This window comes from Nguyenibacter sp. L1, from assembly GCF_035199985.1.
GTDB lineage: Bacteria > Pseudomonadota > Alphaproteobacteria > Acetobacterales > Acetobacteraceae > Gluconacetobacter > Gluconacetobacter vanlangensis.
Genome location: NZ_CP127015.1, coordinates 1,557,537 through 1,575,113 on the forward strand (window position 1 = coordinate 1,557,537; position 17,577 = coordinate 1,575,113).

Annotated in this window: 15 protein-coding genes and 1 pseudogene; 8 read left to right on the forward strand and 8 right to left on the reverse strand. The window is 69.0% G+C overall.

The annotated features are described in order from the left end of the window. Nucleotides 1–12: 12 nt before the first annotated feature. From QN315_RS07130 to QN315_RS07145, 4 genes and pseudogenes are all read right to left on the reverse strand, one after another. On the reverse strand, nt 13–234 hold the full coding sequence (locus tag QN315_RS07130; RefSeq protein ID WP_323993302.1) for an ABC transporter permease: 222 nt from the start codon (nt 232–234) through the stop codon (nt 13–15). Nucleotides 235–265: 31 nt separating this feature from the next. Then, a pseudogene (locus tag QN315_RS07135) lies at nt 266–1,180 on the reverse strand (ABC transporter permease); the annotation flags it as partial. After that, the gene (locus QN315_RS07140) at nt 1,177–2,142 is read right to left on the reverse strand and encodes an ABC transporter ATP-binding protein (protein ID WP_323992509.1); all 966 of its coding nucleotides are present in this window, start codon (nt 2,140–2,142) and stop codon (nt 1,177–1,179) included. The pseudogene QN315_RS07135 and the gene QN315_RS07140, both read right to left, overlap by 4 nt. Further along, nucleotides 2,139–3,245, reverse strand: coding sequence for an HlyD family efflux transporter periplasmic adaptor subunit (locus QN315_RS07145; protein WP_323992511.1), 1,107 nt, complete (start codon nt 3,243–3,245; stop codon nt 2,139–2,141). The genes QN315_RS07140 and QN315_RS07145 overlap by 4 nt, the downstream gene beginning before the upstream one ends. A 284-nt stretch (nt 3,246–3,529) precedes the next feature. Between QN315_RS07145 and QN315_RS07150 the strand changes: the two genes are divergently transcribed. Both QN315_RS07150 and QN315_RS07155 read left to right on the forward strand, forming a co-directional pair. After that, nucleotides 3,530–4,921, forward strand: coding sequence for an erythromycin esterase family protein (locus tag QN315_RS07150; RefSeq protein WP_323992513.1), 1,392 nt, complete (start codon nt 3,530–3,532; stop codon nt 4,919–4,921). Nucleotides 4,922–4,932: 11 nt separating this feature from the next. Continuing rightward, entirely contained in the window at nt 4,933–5,661 is a 729-nt protein-coding gene (locus QN315_RS07155; protein ID WP_323992515.1) for a phosphoribosyltransferase family protein, read from the forward strand. Between the two features lie 18 nt (nt 5,662–5,679). Here QN315_RS07155 and QN315_RS07160 read toward each other — a convergent pair whose 3' ends face one another. Then, nucleotides 5,680–7,134, reverse strand: coding sequence for a cytochrome c peroxidase (locus QN315_RS07160; RefSeq protein WP_317135265.1), 1,455 nt, complete (start codon nt 7,132–7,134; stop codon nt 5,680–5,682). A 185-nt stretch (nt 7,135–7,319) separates the two neighbouring features. Between QN315_RS07160 and QN315_RS07165 the strand changes: the two genes are divergently transcribed. The 5 genes from QN315_RS07165 to QN315_RS07185 all read left to right on the forward strand — a co-directional run bounded on the left by QN315_RS07165 (nt 7,320) and on the right by QN315_RS07185 (nt 14,236). After that, nucleotides 7,320–7,637: a hypothetical protein gene (locus QN315_RS07165; RefSeq protein WP_323992517.1), complete on the forward strand. Its 318-nt coding sequence runs from the start codon at nt 7,320–7,322 to the stop codon at nt 7,635–7,637. A gap of 264 nt (nt 7,638–7,901) precedes the next feature. Next, nucleotides 7,902–8,378, forward strand: a complete 477-nt coding sequence (locus QN315_RS07170; RefSeq protein ID WP_176639931.1) for a CBS domain-containing protein — start codon at nt 7,902–7,904, stop codon at nt 8,376–8,378. A 67-nt stretch (nt 8,379–8,445) separates the two neighbouring features. Then, nucleotides 8,446–11,673 carry an efflux RND transporter permease subunit gene (locus tag QN315_RS07175; RefSeq protein WP_323992518.1) on the forward strand — a complete coding sequence of 1,076 codons (3,228 nt, stop codon included), beginning with the start codon at nt 8,446–8,448 and terminating at the stop codon, nt 11,671–11,673. Then, a complete protein-coding gene (locus tag QN315_RS07180) occupies nt 11,670–12,818 on the forward strand; it encodes an efflux RND transporter periplasmic adaptor subunit (protein WP_323992520.1) in 1,149 nt (382 codons plus the stop codon). The genes QN315_RS07175 and QN315_RS07180 overlap by 4 nt, the downstream gene beginning before the upstream one ends. Continuing rightward, complete coding sequence (locus QN315_RS07185) at nt 12,815–14,236, forward strand: efflux transporter outer membrane subunit (RefSeq protein ID WP_323992522.1); 1,422 nt, start codon at nt 12,815–12,817, stop codon at nt 14,234–14,236. Before QN315_RS07180 ends, QN315_RS07185 begins: the two co-directional genes overlap by 4 nt. A 170-nt stretch (nt 14,237–14,406) precedes the next feature. On the opposite strand, the gene QN315_RS07190 is transcribed toward QN315_RS07185, so the two are convergent. After that, nucleotides 14,407–15,099 (reverse strand): aspartate/glutamate racemase family protein, encoded by a 693-nt coding sequence (locus tag QN315_RS07190; protein ID WP_323992524.1) that lies wholly within the window; start codon nt 15,097–15,099, stop codon nt 14,407–14,409. Continuing rightward, the gene (locus tag QN315_RS07195; protein WP_323992525.1) at nt 15,096–15,722 is read right to left on the reverse strand and encodes a LysE family translocator; all 627 of its coding nucleotides are present in this window, start codon (nt 15,720–15,722) and stop codon (nt 15,096–15,098) included. Before QN315_RS07195 ends, QN315_RS07190 begins: the two co-directional genes overlap by 4 nt. A gap of 111 nt (nt 15,723–15,833) precedes the next feature. Here QN315_RS07195 and QN315_RS07200 point away from each other — a divergent pair, with 111 nt between their 5' ends. Next, complete coding sequence (locus tag QN315_RS07200) at nt 15,834–17,345, forward strand: PLP-dependent aminotransferase family protein (protein ID WP_323992527.1); 1,512 nt, start codon at nt 15,834–15,836, stop codon at nt 17,343–17,345. Here the strand turns inward: QN315_RS07200 and QN315_RS07205 are convergent. Beyond that, a complete protein-coding gene (locus QN315_RS07205) occupies nt 17,324–17,560 on the reverse strand; it encodes a tautomerase family protein (RefSeq protein ID WP_323992529.1) in 237 nt (78 codons plus the stop codon). The two genes, QN315_RS07200 and QN315_RS07205, sit on opposite strands and share 22 nt — an antisense overlap. Between the last annotated feature and the right edge of the window lie 17 nt (nt 17,561–17,577).

A 17,577-nucleotide genomic window follows, 5' to 3' on the forward strand; every position in this document is an offset into this window, starting at 1 on the left:
AGGCGGGCGGTTTCAATCGAGCGTCTCGCGATAGAAGCGCACGGCCACCAACACGGTGATCGCGGTGAACAGCAGGATCGGCCACAGATCGGGCAGGATGTCGGTCATGCCGTTGCCCTTGAGCAGCACGCCGCGCATGATGCGCACGGCATGGGTAGTCGGCATCAGCTCGCCGGCATAGCGCGCCCAGCGCGGCATGCCCTGGAAGGGAAATACGAAGCCCGACAGCAGCATGTAAGGGCAGCATGGTGAACTGCGCCATCTGCTGCGCCTGCATCTGGTTGGCCGCGAGCGTGGAATAGGTGATGCCCAGCGCGAGGTTGCTGGCGATGAACACGCCCAGCACCGCGAACAGGATCGGCAGCGACCCCCGGACCGGCAGGTGCAGCAGCAGGACCGCGATCAGCAGGATGATCACCACCTGCAGATAGCCGATGCCGATATAGGGCGCGATCTTCGCCAGCATGACCTCGACCGGGCGCACCGGCATGGCCAGCAGGTTCTCCATCGTGCCGCGTTCGCGCTCGCGGGTGATCGCAAGCGTGGTCAGCATCAGCGTGGACATCATCAGCACCACGCAGATCAGTCCCGGCACCACGTTCAGCACCGTCAATTGCTCGGGGTTGTAGCGGGTATGGACCAGGAAGCGGAAAGGCGGCGCCTGCGTCTGTGCCTGTGCCTGTGCCTGTGTCTGTGCCTGTATCGGGGCCCGCGCCCGGCGCGGGGGCGGCAGGTCGCGCGCCAGCACGTCGCCCAGGCCCGCCAGCGCGGCGGTGGCATAGCCGATCGCCGTCGGATCGGTGCCGTCCACGTCGATCAGGATGGCGGGCGATTCACCGCGATCCACCGCCCGGTCGAAGCCGGGCGGCACCTGCACGACGAACAGCAGCCGCCCCTGGGCGATGTCCGCCTCGGCCTCGGACTCGGTGCCGATCGTGCGGATGCGGTAATAGCCGGTATTGCGCAGGGCGGTGACGATGGTGCGCTCGTACTGCGAGGGCTGGGCCATCAGCACGCCGGTCGGCAGGTCGTGCGGATTGGTGTTGATGGCATAGCCGAAAATCAGCAATTGCATGACCGGCAGCGCGATGATCAGCCGCAGGGTCATCGGGTCGCGCCGCACCTGCAACCATTCCTTGCGCAGCAGCGCGCCCAAACGGCGGAACGACAGGTGGGTCATCGCGGTGCCTCCGCGCCGCCGTCGCGGGATTCCCGCGCCAGCAGGTGGATGAACACGTCGTCCAGCCGGGGCGGGACCTCGTGCCAGGTCAGGCCCGCGCCCCGGGCGCGGATCGCCGCCTCGAGCGCCGCGCGGTCCATCCCCGCGACATGTAGCACGCGGCCGAACATCGTCGCGGCCTCGACCCCCGGGGCGGCGCGCAGCAGCGGTACCGCCGCCTCGACCGTGGGGCCGGTGGCGTCATAGGTGGTCAGCCCGACATCGCGGATCAGGTCCTCGGCGCTGCCCTGGACCACGATCCGCCCGCCGGCCAGGTAGACGACGCGCGCGCAGCGTTCGGCCTCGTCCATGTAATGGGTCGATACCAGAACCGTCAGGCCGCCGCCGGCCATGTCATGGATCAGGTCCCAGAATTCGCGCCGCGCCCGCGCATCGACCCCGGCCGTGGGCTCGTCCAGCAGCAGCAGCGCCGGACGGTGCAGCACGCAGGCCGTCAGCGCCAGGCGCTGCTTCCACCCGCCCGACAGATGCCCGGCCAACTGGTCGGCGCGGGCGCGCAGATCCATGCGGCGGATGATCGCGCCTACCGCCTCGCGCGGCTGGTCCATTTCGTACAATCCCGCCACAAGCTCGAGATTTTCCCGGACCGTCAGATCCTCGTACAGGCTGAAGCGCTGAGTCATGTAGCCGACCTGCCGCCGGATGCGCTGCGATTCGCGCAGGATGTCCAGCCCCAGGCAGGTGCCGCTGCCGCCGTCGGGCGCCAGCAGCCCGCACAAGATGCGGATGGTCGTGGTCTTGCCGCTGCCGTTGGCGCCCAGGAAGCCGCAGATCTCGCCCCGCGCCACTTGCAGGCTCAGCCCGTCCACCACGCGCATGCCGCCGAAATTCTTGCGGATATCGCGTACGTCGATGACGTACTCGGCCTGTTTTTCGACCTGCCGTTCCGCCGTGCCGCTCATGGTACCGCCCTGGGTGATGCCTTGCCCGGCCGGGCGTCCGGCAGGCCCACAGTCACCGGCTGGCCGGGATTGAATTGGCGCACCTGGCCGGGGCGCGGCCGCGCCTGCAGCAGATAGACCAGCTTGGCGCGGCTCTGGTCGCTATAGATCAGCGGCGGGGTGTATTCGGCCTGCGGCGCGATGAAATCGATCACGCCGCGCAGCCCGGCCGGGCAGCCGTCGCATGACAACGTCACCGCGTCGCCGTAATGCAGGCTGCTCAAGGTCGGCAAGTCCGGCATTCGTATGTGGTCGCATGACAACGTCACCGCGTCGCCGTAATGCAGGTGCGACACTGCCGGCTCGGGCACGAAGAAGCGGATATAGATATTTTCCGGCGGCAACAGCGAAATCACCGGTGCCCCGCTCTCCACGACCTCGCCCGGCCAGGCCAGGATGTCGGCGATGATGCCGGCGGTGGGCGCCGCGACATGCCGCTGGTCCAGCCGCCATTGCAGCGCGGCCAGCGCGGCGCGCGCCGCCGCCGCGTTCGCCGCCTGGGCGCGGATCTGCTGGTCGCGGCCGGTGGGGGCCAGGGCCTGGTCCAACGCGGCGCGCATTCCCGCGACCCGCGCCTGGGCCGAGAGATAGGCCGCGCGCGCCGCGTCGCGGGCCTGCAGGGTCGCGGCCCCCGCCGGCGCCGCGACGTTCAGCCGGCGCAGATCGGCGGCGGCGCGATCCGCTATCGCCCGGGCGTCGGCCAGGTTGGCCCGGGCCTGGAGGATTTCGGTCTCACGCGCCGCATTCTGCAGATTGGCCAGTTGGCGGCTGCTTTCCTCGAACTGTCGGGCGGCCTGGTCGCGGGCCGCGCGTTCGGCCACGTCGTCCTGGTCGAACAGAGGCTGCCCGGCCGCGACATGCGCGCCCCGCGCGACATGCAGCGCGGTCAGCATGCCGGCCTGCGTCGGGGCGATCCGTACGAAATCCGCATCGGCATAACCCTGCCACGACAAGGGTTGGGGGGAACGCGACAGCCACCACCACGCGCCGCCCCCCAACGCCAGCATCAGCACCAGCACCATCGCCAGCGCGGCGGCGAAGCGGCGGAATCCCACGCGCGTCACCCGTTCGGCACTCCTCCCGCTGGGCCATCCGCCCCGTCATCGCTACCGTGATCGCTACCGTGATCGCCACCCGTCAAGGCTAACGGCGCCGTGCGGCGGGCGGACCCGGCCTCATGAGAATGTTATCGGTCTTTCGCGCGTTTTTCCCGCTTCGGGGTGCTGCATGCGGCGGCCCGGCATACGACATCACGCGATGCTCCCCCGCCGTGCGGGCAGCAGCGCGGCGACCCGGGCACGATATTTCGAGATCATGATATTTTGGGCATGACAGGATGCACGCGCCGATGACGAACCATGCCGCATCCGTTCCGACCCATGGCCGCCCCGACGGCGTCGCCATCGCGCCCGCGCTGATCGAGGCGCTGCGCCATCATGGACACCCCCTGCCCGGGCCGGAACAGGCCGGGGAATTCGGCGCCGCCTTCGACCGGTTCGGCCATGCGCGGGTCGTTCTGCTGGGCGAATCCACCCATGGTACCGCCGAATTCTATCGCGCACGGGCCGCCATTACCCGCCGGCTGATCGAACGGCACGGCTTTACCATCGTGGCGGTCGAGGCCGATTGGCCCGACGGCGCGCGCATCGACGATTATGTGCGCCACCATGCGCCGCGGCCCTGGCGCGGCGCGGCCTTCGCGCGGTTTCCGCGCTGGATGTGGCGCAATACCGACATCGCATCCTTCGTCCACTGGCTGCACCAGCATAACGCCGAGCAGCCCGATGACAGGCGCGTTTCATTCCATGGGCTGGATATCTACAGCCTTGGCGAGTCCATCCATGCGGTACTGACCTATCTGGACCGCATGGACCCCGAGGCCGCGAAGGCCGCCCGCGCGCGCTATGCGCGGCTGACCCCCTGGCAGGACGATCCGGCGCGCTATGGCAACGCGGTGATGCGCCACGGCCATGACAGCAGCGAGGACGCGGTGGTGGCGCAGTTGCGCGAATTGCTGGCGCGACGGCTGCATGACGTGCGGTTGGACGGCGCGGCCTGGTTCGACGCGGTGCAGAATGCGCGCATCGTCCGCGCGGCCGAGCAATATTACCGCATCATGTATCGCGCGGGGGCGGAAAGCTGGAATTTGCGCGACCGGCACATGTTCGGCACCATCCAGGCGCTGCTGGCGCATCGGGGCGAGGAAGCCAAGGCGGTGATCTGGGCGCATAATTCCCATGTCGGCCATGCCGCCGCCACCGCCATGGGCTGGGAAGGCCAGTTCAATATCGGCGAACTCTGCCGGATGGCCCATGGGGACGAAGCCGCGCTGATCGGCTTCGGCACCGATCGCGGCACCGTCGCCGCCGCCCATCACTGGGATGCCGAGATGGAGGTCATGACCGTCCGGCCGGCCCGCGCCGACAGTTACGAACATGCCTTTCTGCATGCCGGCCTGCCGCGCGCGCTGTTCGACTGGCGCGATGACCGCCATCTGCGCGACCTGCTGCGCGGCCCGCTGCGCGAGCGGGCGATCGGCGTGATCTACCGGCCCGACAGCGAACTGCACAGCCATTATTTCGAGGCGATGCTGGCCGACCAGTTCGATGCCTGGGTCTGGATCGAGAAGACCAAGGCCGTCACCCCACTGGACCATGCCCTGCCGGTCGCCGGGCAGAACGGCGCGCCGCATCCCGGTCACCCGAGCGGCCTGGACGAAACCTGGCCGTTTGGCCTGTGAGGGAGCGCCCGATGACGCACGGCCCGTGGGAGGAGGCGGATCGCGACATGGCCTGGATCTATCAGGATCGTGCGGAAGCCGGGAGGGACCTGGCCGAACGCCTGCGCCCCCTGGCGCGGCCCCGGCCGCTGGTGCTGGCGCTGCCGCGCGGCGGCGTGCCGGTGGGCGCGGAGATCGCCCGCGCGCTGGAGGCCGACCTGGACCTGCTGTTCGTGCGCAAGATCGGCGCCCCCGGCCAGGAGGAATACGGCATCGGCGCGGTGGTCGACGGCGTGCGCCCCCATGTGGTGGTCGACTGGCCGCGCGCCCGCGCGGCGGGGGCCGACGCGGCCTATGTCGATGCGATCGTGGCCGAGCAATTGCGCGAGATCACGCGCCAGCGCCGGGAATATCTGCATGGCCGTCCACCGCTGCCGGCCGGCGGACGGGTGGTGATCGTGGTGGATGACGGCATCGCCACCGGCGCCAGCATGAAGGCGGCGCTGGAGGCCGTGCGCCAGGGAACGCTGGGGGGCCGCCCCGCCCGCCTGGTCCTGGCCGTTCCCGTCGCCCCGCCCGACAGCCTGACCGAGCTGGCCCCGGAATGCGACCAGATCGTCTGCCCCCACCGGCCTGACCTGTTCATGGCCGTGGGCGCGCATTACCGCGTCTTCGACCAGGTGGGCGACGACGCGGTGCGCGACGCGCTGGACCAGGCGGGCCGGCGGAATACCGGCGCCGGGCGGGCCGGGCCCGCTTGATCGGCTGGCCCGCCTGGATCATCCCGCCGGACGCAAGGGCGGCTCGGCCGGCACGTCCTTCAGGTCCATGCCCTGGAACTTGCCGGTCAATGTGCGCAGGAACGCGGCGATGTCCGCCACGTCCTGGTCGGAGAGAGAGCCGGCCGGCGTCTGATAGCGCGCCATGACGCGGATCGCCTGTTCCAGGGTCGCGGCACTTCCGTCATGGAAATAAGGCGGCGTCAGCGCGACGTTGCGCAGGTTGGGCACCTTGAAGCGCTGCAGGTCGGCCCGGGACTGAGTCACTGCGAACCGGCCCAGATCGGCCTGGGTCAGCGGCTTGTCGCGATCCTGGAAATAGGGTCCTTCCAGGCCCAGGATCTCGAACGCGTCGCCGCCCACCGCGACGCCGCTGTGACAGCCCGAGCAGCCGATCTGCTTGAAGCGCGCATAGCCGCGCAATTCCTGCGCGCTGAGCGCCCGGCTGTCGCCTTTCAGATAGAGGTCGAAGCGGCTGTCCGGGGTGATCAACGTCTTTTCATATTCGGCGATCGCGTTGGTGACGGTCTTCTCGGTCACCGCGTTGGGCCCGTACAGGCTTCCGAACGCCGTCGCGTATTCCGGCACGGCGGCGATGGTCGCCGCGACCGTGGCCCAGTCATGCGACCCCATCTCGACCGGATTGGTCACCGGGCCCGCCGCCTGCGCCGCCAGGTCGGCGGCCCGGCCGTTCCAGAACTGCGCCAGGTTGAACACGGCGTTATAGACGCTGGGCGTATTGATCGGCCCCTTCTGGCCGTTGATGCCGGTCGCGGTCACCATCCGGTCGACCCCGCCGGTATTCAGCCCGTGGCAGCTTGCGCAGTTCAGCGTGCCGTCACCCGACAGCCGCTTGTCGAAGAAGAGCTGGCGACCCAGTTCGGCCTTCTGCCAGTCCACCGGAACGGATTGGGGAATGGGCTGGATCACCTCGCCCGCGAATTGCGGCGCCACGCCGGGGGTGGCGTAATAGCGCCGGCGCTGGTCGGCGATCCAGGCCAGGATGTCCCGCCGCTGGCGCGCATCCAGATAGGCGTGCCAGTGCAGGGCCAGATAGGCCCAGGGCGGCATCCGGTTCTGGGTGATGACCTCCTCGATGCGCGAGAGCTGCTCGACCGAGGGCGGCTTGCCCGCCTGGAATGCCGCGATCACCGGCCGGAACTGGAAATGGCGCTGACCCTGCGTCAGGTCACGCGCCATGATCTGGTTGGCGAAAGGCAGGCTGAAATAGAAAGGCAGCTTCGTGCCGGCGACGTGACAGTAATCGCACCGTGCCTCCTGGAACGCGGCGAAGGCCTTCATCGACACCGGGTCGCGCAGCGAAAGGCTGCCCTGGGGGATCTGCGGCGCGCCCTGATGGTCGAAATGGTCCAGAAACGCGACCGTCGCGCCGTAGGCGACCAGCCCCGCCGCCACCAGCCCGGCGACGATTTTTCCGAATGTGCCGCGTGCCACTATTCCGCCCCCATTGTTTGTCCTGCCACAACGACAGCCGCGCGCAGGGGTTGCACCCGGCCTGCCGTCCCCGGCCACCCGCATGACCGAATCCCGGCAGGATTGATGAGACGGGTTGCGAAAAGCGATATACCCACCCATCGCGCCCCGCGACAATCGGCAACGGTCCAACCGGAAGGGTCTCGATGGCTGACAATACCGTGACGGATGCCCAGCGGGCGCAATTGCGATCCATCGCCCTTGAAAGCCCTCTTTTGTCCTCGATTTTCACGAGATGGGATAAATACGAAGCGAAATTCGGACATTCCGTCACGCCACCCACATCGGCAGGCACAGCGACGACTGACGGCCTGCGTCCTGGACTTACCTATGGACTTTCTGACTTGCTCGGTTCAGTCGTGCGACCCAATAAAAGACAAATCACACGCGAAATATATGAAATAAAAATCGAACGGTGGACTACGTCATGGATCGGACTTACGGTCATCGGGTGGAATGAATAACGGCACCATCAACATATTTTCCTGATATTCTCGCGTCTGTCCTGCCATCGGTCGCCGGGATGGGACGTGGGTCTCATGGGTCGTTCACGCCGTTATGAACGCGCAACGCAGTGCCGAAACCTTGCACCGCGACCCATCGTTACCACGTCCCACTGTCATTACCGGTCCGATCATCGGCAGGCCGAAGCCGTCTATTCACCCCACACTTGCATCACCCCGCACTTGCGTCACCGATGAAGCGCTGAAGGATCGAGGAGACACCCCATGACCATTCCCGTCCTGCATATCCTGAACAGCAAGGGCACGAGCGTCGTCACCGTTCGCCCCCAGGACAGCGTCACGGCGATCGCCAACCTGCTGACCCACCGCCGGATCGGCGCCGTGCCGGTGCTGGACGAGCAGGGCCGTATCGCGGGCCTGGTCTCGGAACGGTCGATCGTCGAGGCCATGGCCCATCGCGCGGATGCGATCGACCGGCTGACCGCCGCCGACATCATGACCCGCGACGTTCCGACCGCCACGCGGTCCGAGGACATCGTGTCGGTGGCCCGCAAGATGACCGACCGCCACAGCCGCCACGTGCCGGTGCTGGACGATGCGGGCCGGCTGGTCGGGCTGGTCAGTATCGGCGACATCGTCAAACTGCGGCTGGAGGAAGCGGAATCGCTGGCCCGGGAGATGCAGTCCTACGTCATGCAGGAGGGCCACGCCTCGGTCGCGCCGCACCCGTTCGCCTCGTGACCGTTCGCCTGGTGACCGACTTCGTCTTCATCGCCGGGGCCGCGGCCCGGCCCCGGGAACAGGATAGATGTGGATCGTCAGGATCGCGCTGAGCCGACCCTATACTTTCATCGTGCTCGCGCTGCTGCTGGCCGTTCTGGGGCCGCTGGCGGTGCTGAGCATGGCGACCGACATCTTTCCCGCCATCGACATCCCGGTCATCAGCGTCATCTGGACCTATGGCGGCATGCCGCCCCAGGACATGAGCGGGCGGATCACCAGCGGTTTCGAACGCGCCTGCCTGGTCGCGGTGAACGATATCGACCATATCGAATCGCAGTCCCTGACCGGCATGGCGATCGTGAAACTGTTCTTTCACCGCGGGGCCAATGTCGACCTGTCCATGAGCCAGGCGACCGCCGTGTCGCAGGCCTGGCTGAAGCAATTGCCACCGGGGATCACGCCGCCCTTCATCCTGTCCTACAACGCGTCCAGCGTGCCGATCATCCAGCTTGCGCTGTCCAGCCCCACCATCACCGAGCAGGGGCTGTTCGACCTGGCCAATAATTTCGTGCGCACCCAGTTGGCCGGCGTGGCGGGCGCGTCGATCCCCTATCCTTATGGCGGGCGGCAGCGGCAGATCCAGATCGACCTGGACCAGGCCCGGATGCAGGAGCGCGGCGTCTCGGCCCAGGACATCGTCGACACGATCAACGCCCAGAACCTGATCATTCCCGCCGGCACCGAGAAGATCGGCGAATTCGAATACAATGTCCGGCTGAACGGCAGCCCGCTGACCGCGCAGGCGATGAACGACCTGCCGATCGCCGCGATCGGCGGCACGATCCTTTTGCTGCACGACGTGGCGCATGTGCGCGACGGCTCGGCGCCGCAGACCAATATCGTGCGCGTCGACGGACGGCATGCCAGCCTGATGACGATCCAGAAGACCGGCAACGCCTCGACGCTGGACATCATCAGCCAGATCAAGGGCCGCCTGCCGCAGGTGCGCGCCGCCTCGCCGCCCGCGTTGCGGATCGACCCGATCGGCGACCAGTCGGTCTTCGTCCGCGCCGCGATCGACGGCGTGGTGCGCGAGGCGCTGGTCGCCGCCACCCTGACCGGGCTGATGATCCTGCTGTTCCTGGGCAGTTGGCGCAGCACCCTGATCATCACGATATCCATCCCGCTTTCGATCCTGTCCTCGCTGATCGCGCTCTATGCGCTGGGGCAGACGATCAACATCATGACCCTGGGCGGCCTGGCGCTGGCGGTCGGCATCCTGGTCGACGACGCCACGGTCGCGATCGAAAACATCAACGCCCATCTGGAAGCGGGCGCCGAGGTCGAACCCGCCATCCTGGCCGGGGCGCAGGAAATCGCGGTGCCGGCCTTCGTCGCCACGCTGTGCATCTGCATCGTCTTCGCGCCGATGTTCTTCCTGGGCGGGGTGGCACGCTTTCTGTTCGTGCCGCTGGCCGAGGCGATCTGTTTCGCCATGCTCGCCTCGTACCTGCTGTCGCGCACGCTGGTGCCGACCCTGGCGAAATACTGGCTGCGCCGGCATGCCGGACAGGACGGCGATGCCGCGCCGCGCAACCCGCTGGTCCGCCTGCAACGGGCCTTCGAACGCGGCTTTACCGGCGCGCGCGATCGCTACCGCACGGCGCTGGAGGCCGCCATGGCGCGCCGCCGCGCCTTCGTGCCGCTGTTCCTGGGCGGGGTCGTGCTGTCGCTGCTGCTGCTTTTTCCCTGGCTGGGCCGCGATTTCTTCCCCTCGGTCGATAGCGGGCAGATCCGGCTGCATGTCCGCGCCCATGCCGGGTTGCGCGTCGAGGAAACCGCCCGCCTGTGCGACCAGGTCGAAGACGCGGTCCGCACGGTCATCCCCGCCCGCGCGATCGCCAGCCTGGTCGACAATATCGGCCTGCCGGTCAGCGGCATCAACATGACCTATAGCACCTCGGCCCCCACCACGGCCGCCGATGCCGATATCCTGATCACGCTGAAGGACGGGCACGACCCCACGGCGGATTACGTGCGGCGGCTGCGCCTGCTGCTGCCGGCGCGCTTTCCGGGCGTCGGCTTCGCCTTCCTGCCCGCCGACATCGTGACCCAGATCCTGAATTTCGGCACGCCCGCACCGATCGACGTCCAGGTCAGCGGTTTCAACCTGGCGGCCGACAACCGCTATGCCCAGGGGCTGCTGCGCGCCATCCGGCGCGTGCCCGGCATCGCCGACGCGCGCATCCAGCAGGATTACGACAATCCGGAATTCGACGTGCAGGTCGATCGCAGCCGCGCCCGCGATATCGGGCTGACCCAGCGCGACGTGGCCAACGCGCTGCTGGCCGCGCTGTCCGGCACCTTTCAGATCAATCCCAGCTTCTGGCTGGATCCGGGCAACGGCGTGTCCTATCCGCTGGTGGCGCAGACCCCGCAATACCAACTGGATTCGCTGGACGCGCTGCGCAACATTCCGCTGACCGCCCTCTCGCCGGCTGCGCCGGGCGGCGCCCGGCTGGGTCCGCAACAGAGTCCGCAACAAGGTCCGCAGCAGATTCTGGGCGCGGTCGGCACCATCACCCGCAATGTCGGCCCGTCGGTCGAGACCCATTACAACGTGGCCCCGACCGTCGATATCTACGCCACCACCCAGGACCGCGACCTGGGCGCGGTGGCCGCCGACATCGACCGCATCGTCGCCCATGCCCGCCCTGCTTTGCCCCGCGGGTCGCGCGTCGCCGTGCGCGGACAGGTCGAAACCATGACGGAGTCCTTCACCGCGCTGTTCGCCGGGCTGGGCTTCGCGACCCTGCTGGTCTATCTGCTGATCGTCGTCAATTTCCAGTCCTGGACCGACGCGTTCATCATCATCACCGCCCTGCCGGCCGCGCTGGCCGGCATCGTGTGGATGCTGTTCCTGACCCATACGCGGCTGAGCGTCCCTGCCCTGACCGGCGCGATCATGAGCATCGGCGTCGCGACAGCCAACAGCATCCTGGTGGTCAGCTTCGCGCGCGAGCAGATGCGCCAGGCCGGCGCCGACGCCCGCCGCGCCGCGATCGAAGCCGGATTCACCCGGTTCCGCCCCGTGCTGATGACCGCGCTGGCGATGATGATCGGCATGGTGCCGATGGCGCTGGGCCTGGGCGAAGGCGGCGAGCAGAACGCGCCGCTGGGCCGTGCGGTGATCGGCGGCCTGCTGTTCGCCACCGTGGCGACCCTGATCTTCGTGCCCGTGGTGTTCGCGCTAGTGCATGGCCGAGGCACCCCGTCCGGTACCCTGGCCGGCGCCCCGGCGGACCGGGCATGACCGCCCGCCCGGCCGCCCCCCGTGCGGGCCATGCGCGGCTGTGGCTGGCGCTGCTGCTTCTGCTGGCGGCCTGCGCCGCCCTGTGGGGAATCGTCTCGCGCATCCGCGCCGAACAGGCGCTGCGGCGCGCGACCGACGCGGCGGCCGAGCCCTTCGTCGCCGTGATGCGTGCGCAGGCCGGCCCGGGGCTCGAGGCGGTCAGCCTGCCCGGTACGCTGAGCGCCGCCTACGACACGCCGATCTATGCCCGCACCAGCGGCTATGTGAAGCGCTGGTATACCGATATCGGCACCCGCGTGACCGCAGGCCAGGTGCTGGCCGAGATCGAATCCCCCGAAATCGACCAGGAACTGCGCCAGGCCCAGGCCGACCTGATGACGGCGCGCGCCAGCGACATGCTCGCCCAGGCCACCGCGCGGCGGGTGCGCGCCCTGCTGCCGACGCGTTCGGTCTCAGCCCAGCAGAACGACCAGGCCGCCAGCGACGCCGCCGCCCGCGCCGCCGCCGTGGCCTCGAACCAGGCCAATGTGCGGCGCCTGGAGCAATTGGTGCGGTTCGAAAAAGTTCTGGCTCCCTATGACGGCATCGTCACGGCGCGCGAAACCGACAATGGCAGCCTGATCGACGCCGGCAGCGGCGGGGGGCCGGAACTGTTCCGGGTGGCGGACATCAGTTGGCTGCGCGTCTATGTCCAGGTGCCGCAGGCCTATGCCCCCACGATCCGACCCGGCCTGGCGGCCGAGCTGCGCCTGCCCGAATATCCGGGCCGGGTCTTCGCAGCCACCCTGACCCGCACGGCGAACGCGCTGCAACCGGGTCCGCGCACCCTGCTGGCGCAGTTGCGCGCCGACAATCCCCGGGGCGAATTGCTGCCCGGCGGCTATGCCCAGGTGCGGCTGGTTCTGCCGGTCCCCGACCGGGGCGTGCGCATCCCGGCGAACGCCCTGCTGTTCCGGGCCGAGGGGCTGCGCGTCGCCACCCTGGCGCCCGACGGCCGGGCCCGGCTGCATGCGGTGACGATGGGCCGCGATTTCGGCACCAGCGTCGAGATCCTGACCGGCATCGCCCCCGGCGACCAGGTGGTGCTGAACCCGCCCGCCGCCCTGACCGACGGCCAGCCCGTGCGGACCGGCGCCCCGCAATGACCCGTGCGCCCGCCGCCCGCGCCGCGATCCGGCTGATGCCGGCCCTGCTGGCCATGCCGGTCCTGCTGGCCGGCTGCGACCTGGCCCCCCGTTACGCCCCGCCGACCATGCCCGTTCCGCCCGCCTTCAAGGAACAGGCCGGCTGGATACAGGCCACGCCGCAGGACGCGGCGCCGAAAGGCGCCTGGTGGCGCATGTTCCGCGACCCGGACCTGGACCGGCTGGAAGACGCCGTCACCGCCGCCAACCAGGATCTGCGGATCGCCGTGGCCCAGTTCGACGAGGCCCGCGCCGACGCGCGGACCGCCCAGGCCGATTACTATCCCACCCTGGATCTCAACGGCGCGTGGAGCCGCAACGGGTTATCCGGCGCGGTCGCCAACGTCTTTCGCAACCGCACCTTCAACAACTACAGCCTGGGGCTGGACCTGCAATACGAGGTCGATGTCTGGGGCCGCGTGCGCAACCAGGCCAGGGCCGGCCGGGCCCGGGCCGCGGCCAGCGCGGGCGACCTGGCCAGCGTGGCGCTGAGCCTGCATGCCGAACTCGCCACCGACTATATCCTGCTGCGCGGCTATGACGCGCAGCAGGACGTGCTGGACCGCACCGTCCGCAACGACCGCCATGCGCTGGACCTGACCCAGGCGCAATTCAACGTCGGCTATATCGCGCAGCCTGATCTTTCGGCGGCGCAGGCGCAACTGCAATCCGTCATCACCCAGCAGACCGACAACCGGCTGAAGCGCGCGACCCTGGAACATGCCATCGCCGTTCTGACCGGCCAGCCGCCCGCCTTCTTCAGCCTGCCGCCCCGCCCGCTGCCCGCCGACCCGCCCGGCATCGCGCCCGGCCTGCCGGCCACCCTGCTGCAGCGCCGCCCCGACATCGCGGCGGCCGAACGGCGCGTGGCGGCGGCCAATGCCGAGATCGGCGTCGCCCGCGCCGCCTATTTCCCCGCCCTGACCTTCGACGCGCTGATGGGCGTGCAGGCCGCCATGCCCAACCACCTGCTGAGCGCGCCGGCCCAGGCCTGGTCGTTCGGCCCGCAGGCCGTGCTGAACCTGTTCGACGGGGGCCGGCGCGCCGCGCTGAACGCCCACGCCGGCGCGGCCCATGACGAAACCGTGGCCCGGTACCGCCAGACCGTGCTGGATGCGTGGCGCGACGTCGAGGACGCCCTGGCCGCCCTGCGCCATTTGGCCGAGGAATCCGTCAGCCAGCACGAAGCCGTCCTGGCCGCCGCCGACGCCACGCACCGCGCCGGGCAACTGGGCACCGGCGGCCTGGCGAATGATTATAGCGTGATCGTGGCGCGCAATATCGAATTGTCCGACCGGCTGTCCGAAGTCGACATCGCCACGCGCCGCCTGGCCGCCTATGTCGCGCTGGTCAAGGCGCTGGGCGGCGGGTGGCGATAAACGCGGGCGACGCGGGTGGGACACGATCCTGGCCACCGGCGCGTCCGGGCAATATACCGGCTATCCCGTCGCACCGCGGCAATTCTTCCTGGTCCTGACCGGCTGTTTCCGGTCTTTGGCCCGTTCTGATCTTTGGCCCGTGCGGGCCGCGCTCGAGTGCGGCCCGTCTTCTATTCCAGGCAGAGCCGTACCGCCGCTTCGGCATGCAGCGCGGTGGTGTCGTAGAGCGGCAGCGCGCTGTCGTCCGGGCCGACCAGCAGCATGATTTCGGTACAGCCCAGGATGACCGCCTCCGCCCCCTGATCCGCCAGTCGCCGGATGATGGCGCATACCGCCTGCCGCGATTCCGGCAGGATGGTCCCCCGGACCAGTTCGTCATAGATGATGCGATGCAGCGCCCGGCGATCTGCCGCATCGGGGGTCAGCACCTCCAGCCCATGCATGCGGGCCAGCCGCCCGCGATAGAAATCCTGTTCCATCGTGAACAGCGTCCCCAGCAGCGCAACGCGCCGCCGGCCGTCGGCACGGAGCCTTGCGGCCACCGGGTCGGCGATGTGCAGCAGGGGAACCGCCAGCGCCGCCTGCACCGCATCGGCCATGCGATGCATGGTGTTGGTGCAGATCAGTACGATATCGGCACCGCCCGCCTCCAGCCGCCGGGCCGCGTCGATCATCAGCGCGGTGGCGTCCGCCCATCGTCCGGCGCGCTGCAGGTGCTCGATCTCGGCGAAATCGAACGACCAGAGCAGGCACCGCGCCGAATGCACCCCGCCCAGGCGCTGCTGCACACCCTGGTTGATCAACCGGTAATAGACCGCGCTGCTTTCCCAGCTCAGCCCGCCCAGCAAGCCGATCGTCTTCATCGCACGGCCTCCTGCACCAGGGGATAGAGCGAGGCGACCAGCAGCAGCGCCATGGCCAGGTTGAAGCCGCGCAGCACCGCCGGACGGGACAGGAAGCGCCGCATGGCCGAGCCGAACCCGGCCCACAGGCTGACGGCGGGCACCGTCACCACGCCGCAGATCGCGCTGGCGATCGCCAGATTGACCAGGAAATCCTCGCGCGGCGTATAGGCCGACACCACGCCGATGGCGATGATCCACGCCTTGGGATTGACCCACTGGAATCCGGCCGCCTGGAAAAATCCGATCGGCCGGCCGGCCCCCGCCGCGCCCCCGCCGCCGGCGGCGGTCGCGATCTTCCACGCCAGCCACAGCAGATAGGCCGCGCTGACATATTTCAACACTTGGTACAGCGCCGGCAGCCGGTCGAAGACGCTGCCGAGCCCGATCCCGACCAGCCCCACCATGACCACGAAGCCGACCGCGACCCCCAGCATATGCGGCAGGGTGCGGCGGAAGCCGTGATTCAGCCCCGATGCGGCCAGCATCGTGTTGTTCGGCCCCGGCGTGATCGAGGCCACCAGGGCGAAGGCGAACAATGCGCCGAAATCATGCCAGAAAGCGTTGGACCAGAAGGCGGACATCGCAAAATCTCCGGTTGCGGACGGGCGTCCGGCACCAGTATTGACCATAGAACCGGAACAGAACCGGTACAGTTGGTACATATTCCTTCAAACTGTTCCGGAGGCCGGACCATGCCAGTTGCGACCAATCCTCCCCTGGTCACCCCGTCCTTGGCCGCATTTCCGCGCTGGCAGCCGGTGCGCGGCGGCGATCGGACGCTGGTGGCCCAGTTGGAAGACGAACTGGCCGGGCGGATTGCCGGGCATGCGCTGCGCCCCGGCAGCCGCCTGCCCTCGGTGCGGCGCATGGCCGAAAGCGCCTGTGTCAGCCGCTTCACCGTCCTCGAGGCCTATGACCGGCTGGTGGCGCGCGGCCTGGTCGAACCCCGGCACGGATCGGGCTATTTCGTGCGGGCGCGGGCCGGCGTGCCGCCGATCGCCGATGCCGTGCCGGCCCCGCCGGCCGCGCCCGCCACCCCGCCGGCAGCCCGGCTGGATGTGGCCTGGCTGCTGCGCGGCATGTTCAGCGACCGGCCGGCCGAGATTCCGGCGGCGGCGGGGCTGCTGCCCGCCGGCTGGCTGGACGGGGCGCTGGTCAATGCCGCCATCCGCGCGGTGGCGCGCAACGCGGGCGACGCCATGCTGGATTACGGCCATCCGCGCGGCCACGCGCCGTTGCGCGCGCAACTGGCCTCTCGCCTGCAGGCGCAGGGGATTGCCGCCCATGCCGACCGGAACCTGATGACCATTGCGGGCGTGACCCAGGGGCTGGATTTGATCCTGCGCCTGCTGGTGCAGCCGGGCGATACCGTGATGGTCGAGGATCCGGGCTGGTTCCTGCTGTTCGGGCGGCTGGCCGCCTATGGCACGCGGATCGTCGGCGTGCCGCGCGGGCCGGACGGGCCGGACCTGGCGGCGCTGGAGCGGCTGGCCGCCGCCTGCCGGCCGAAACTCTTCCTGATCAACAGCGCGGTGCACAACCCCACCGGCCACACGCTGGGCGCGGCGGCCGCCCATGACCTGCTGCGCCTGGCCGAGCGGCATGATTTCCTGATCGTCGAGGACGACACCTATGCCGATTTCCATCCCGGGCAGCCGATCCGCCTGGCGGCCCTGGACCGGCTGCAGCGCGTCATCCTGGTCGGCGGCTATGCCAAGACACTGGCCGCCGGCCTGCGGGTCGGGGTGCTGGCGGCCCGGCCCGAGCTGATCGACCGCCTGACGGAACTGAAGCTGCTGGCCGGGCTGACCTGCCCGCCCCTGGGCGAGCAGGTGGTGCATCGCCTGCTGCATGAGGGCCATTACGCCCGCCACCTGGCCCGCCTGCGCCAGCGGGTGGACCAGGCCCGCCATCATTGCATCGACGCCCTGGTCCAATGCGGCCTGACCATTGCGCACCCGCCCCATGCCGGCATGTTCGTCTGGGCCGACTGCCACCGCGATTCCGAAACCGTGACGCGCCTGGCCGCCGATCACGGCATCCTGCTGGCGCCGGGCGCGCTGTTCTCGCCGACACAGGCGCCCTCGACCATGCTGCGCTTCACGGTCAGCATGGTCGAACATCCGAAACTCTGGAGCACGCTCCGTTCCATCCTGGGCGAGACGGAAAGCGCGGGATTTCCTCAGCCGCCCATGGGGTCGTAGCCGGGCTTCTTGTACAGCGTGCCGGGCTTGCCCAGGATATCGGGCTTATAGACCGTCTCGACCCAGTCCGCCGGCGCGACGTCCTCGATGCCGATCGAAACCGCCGCTTCCTTGCTGCCGACGGCGGTCATCACCGCCCGCGTGATCTCCTCGGCCAGCCGCGCCTTCTGTTCCTCGGACTTGCCGGCGTACAGCTTCACGATGACATGCGGCATGGTTCATCTTCCGTGGC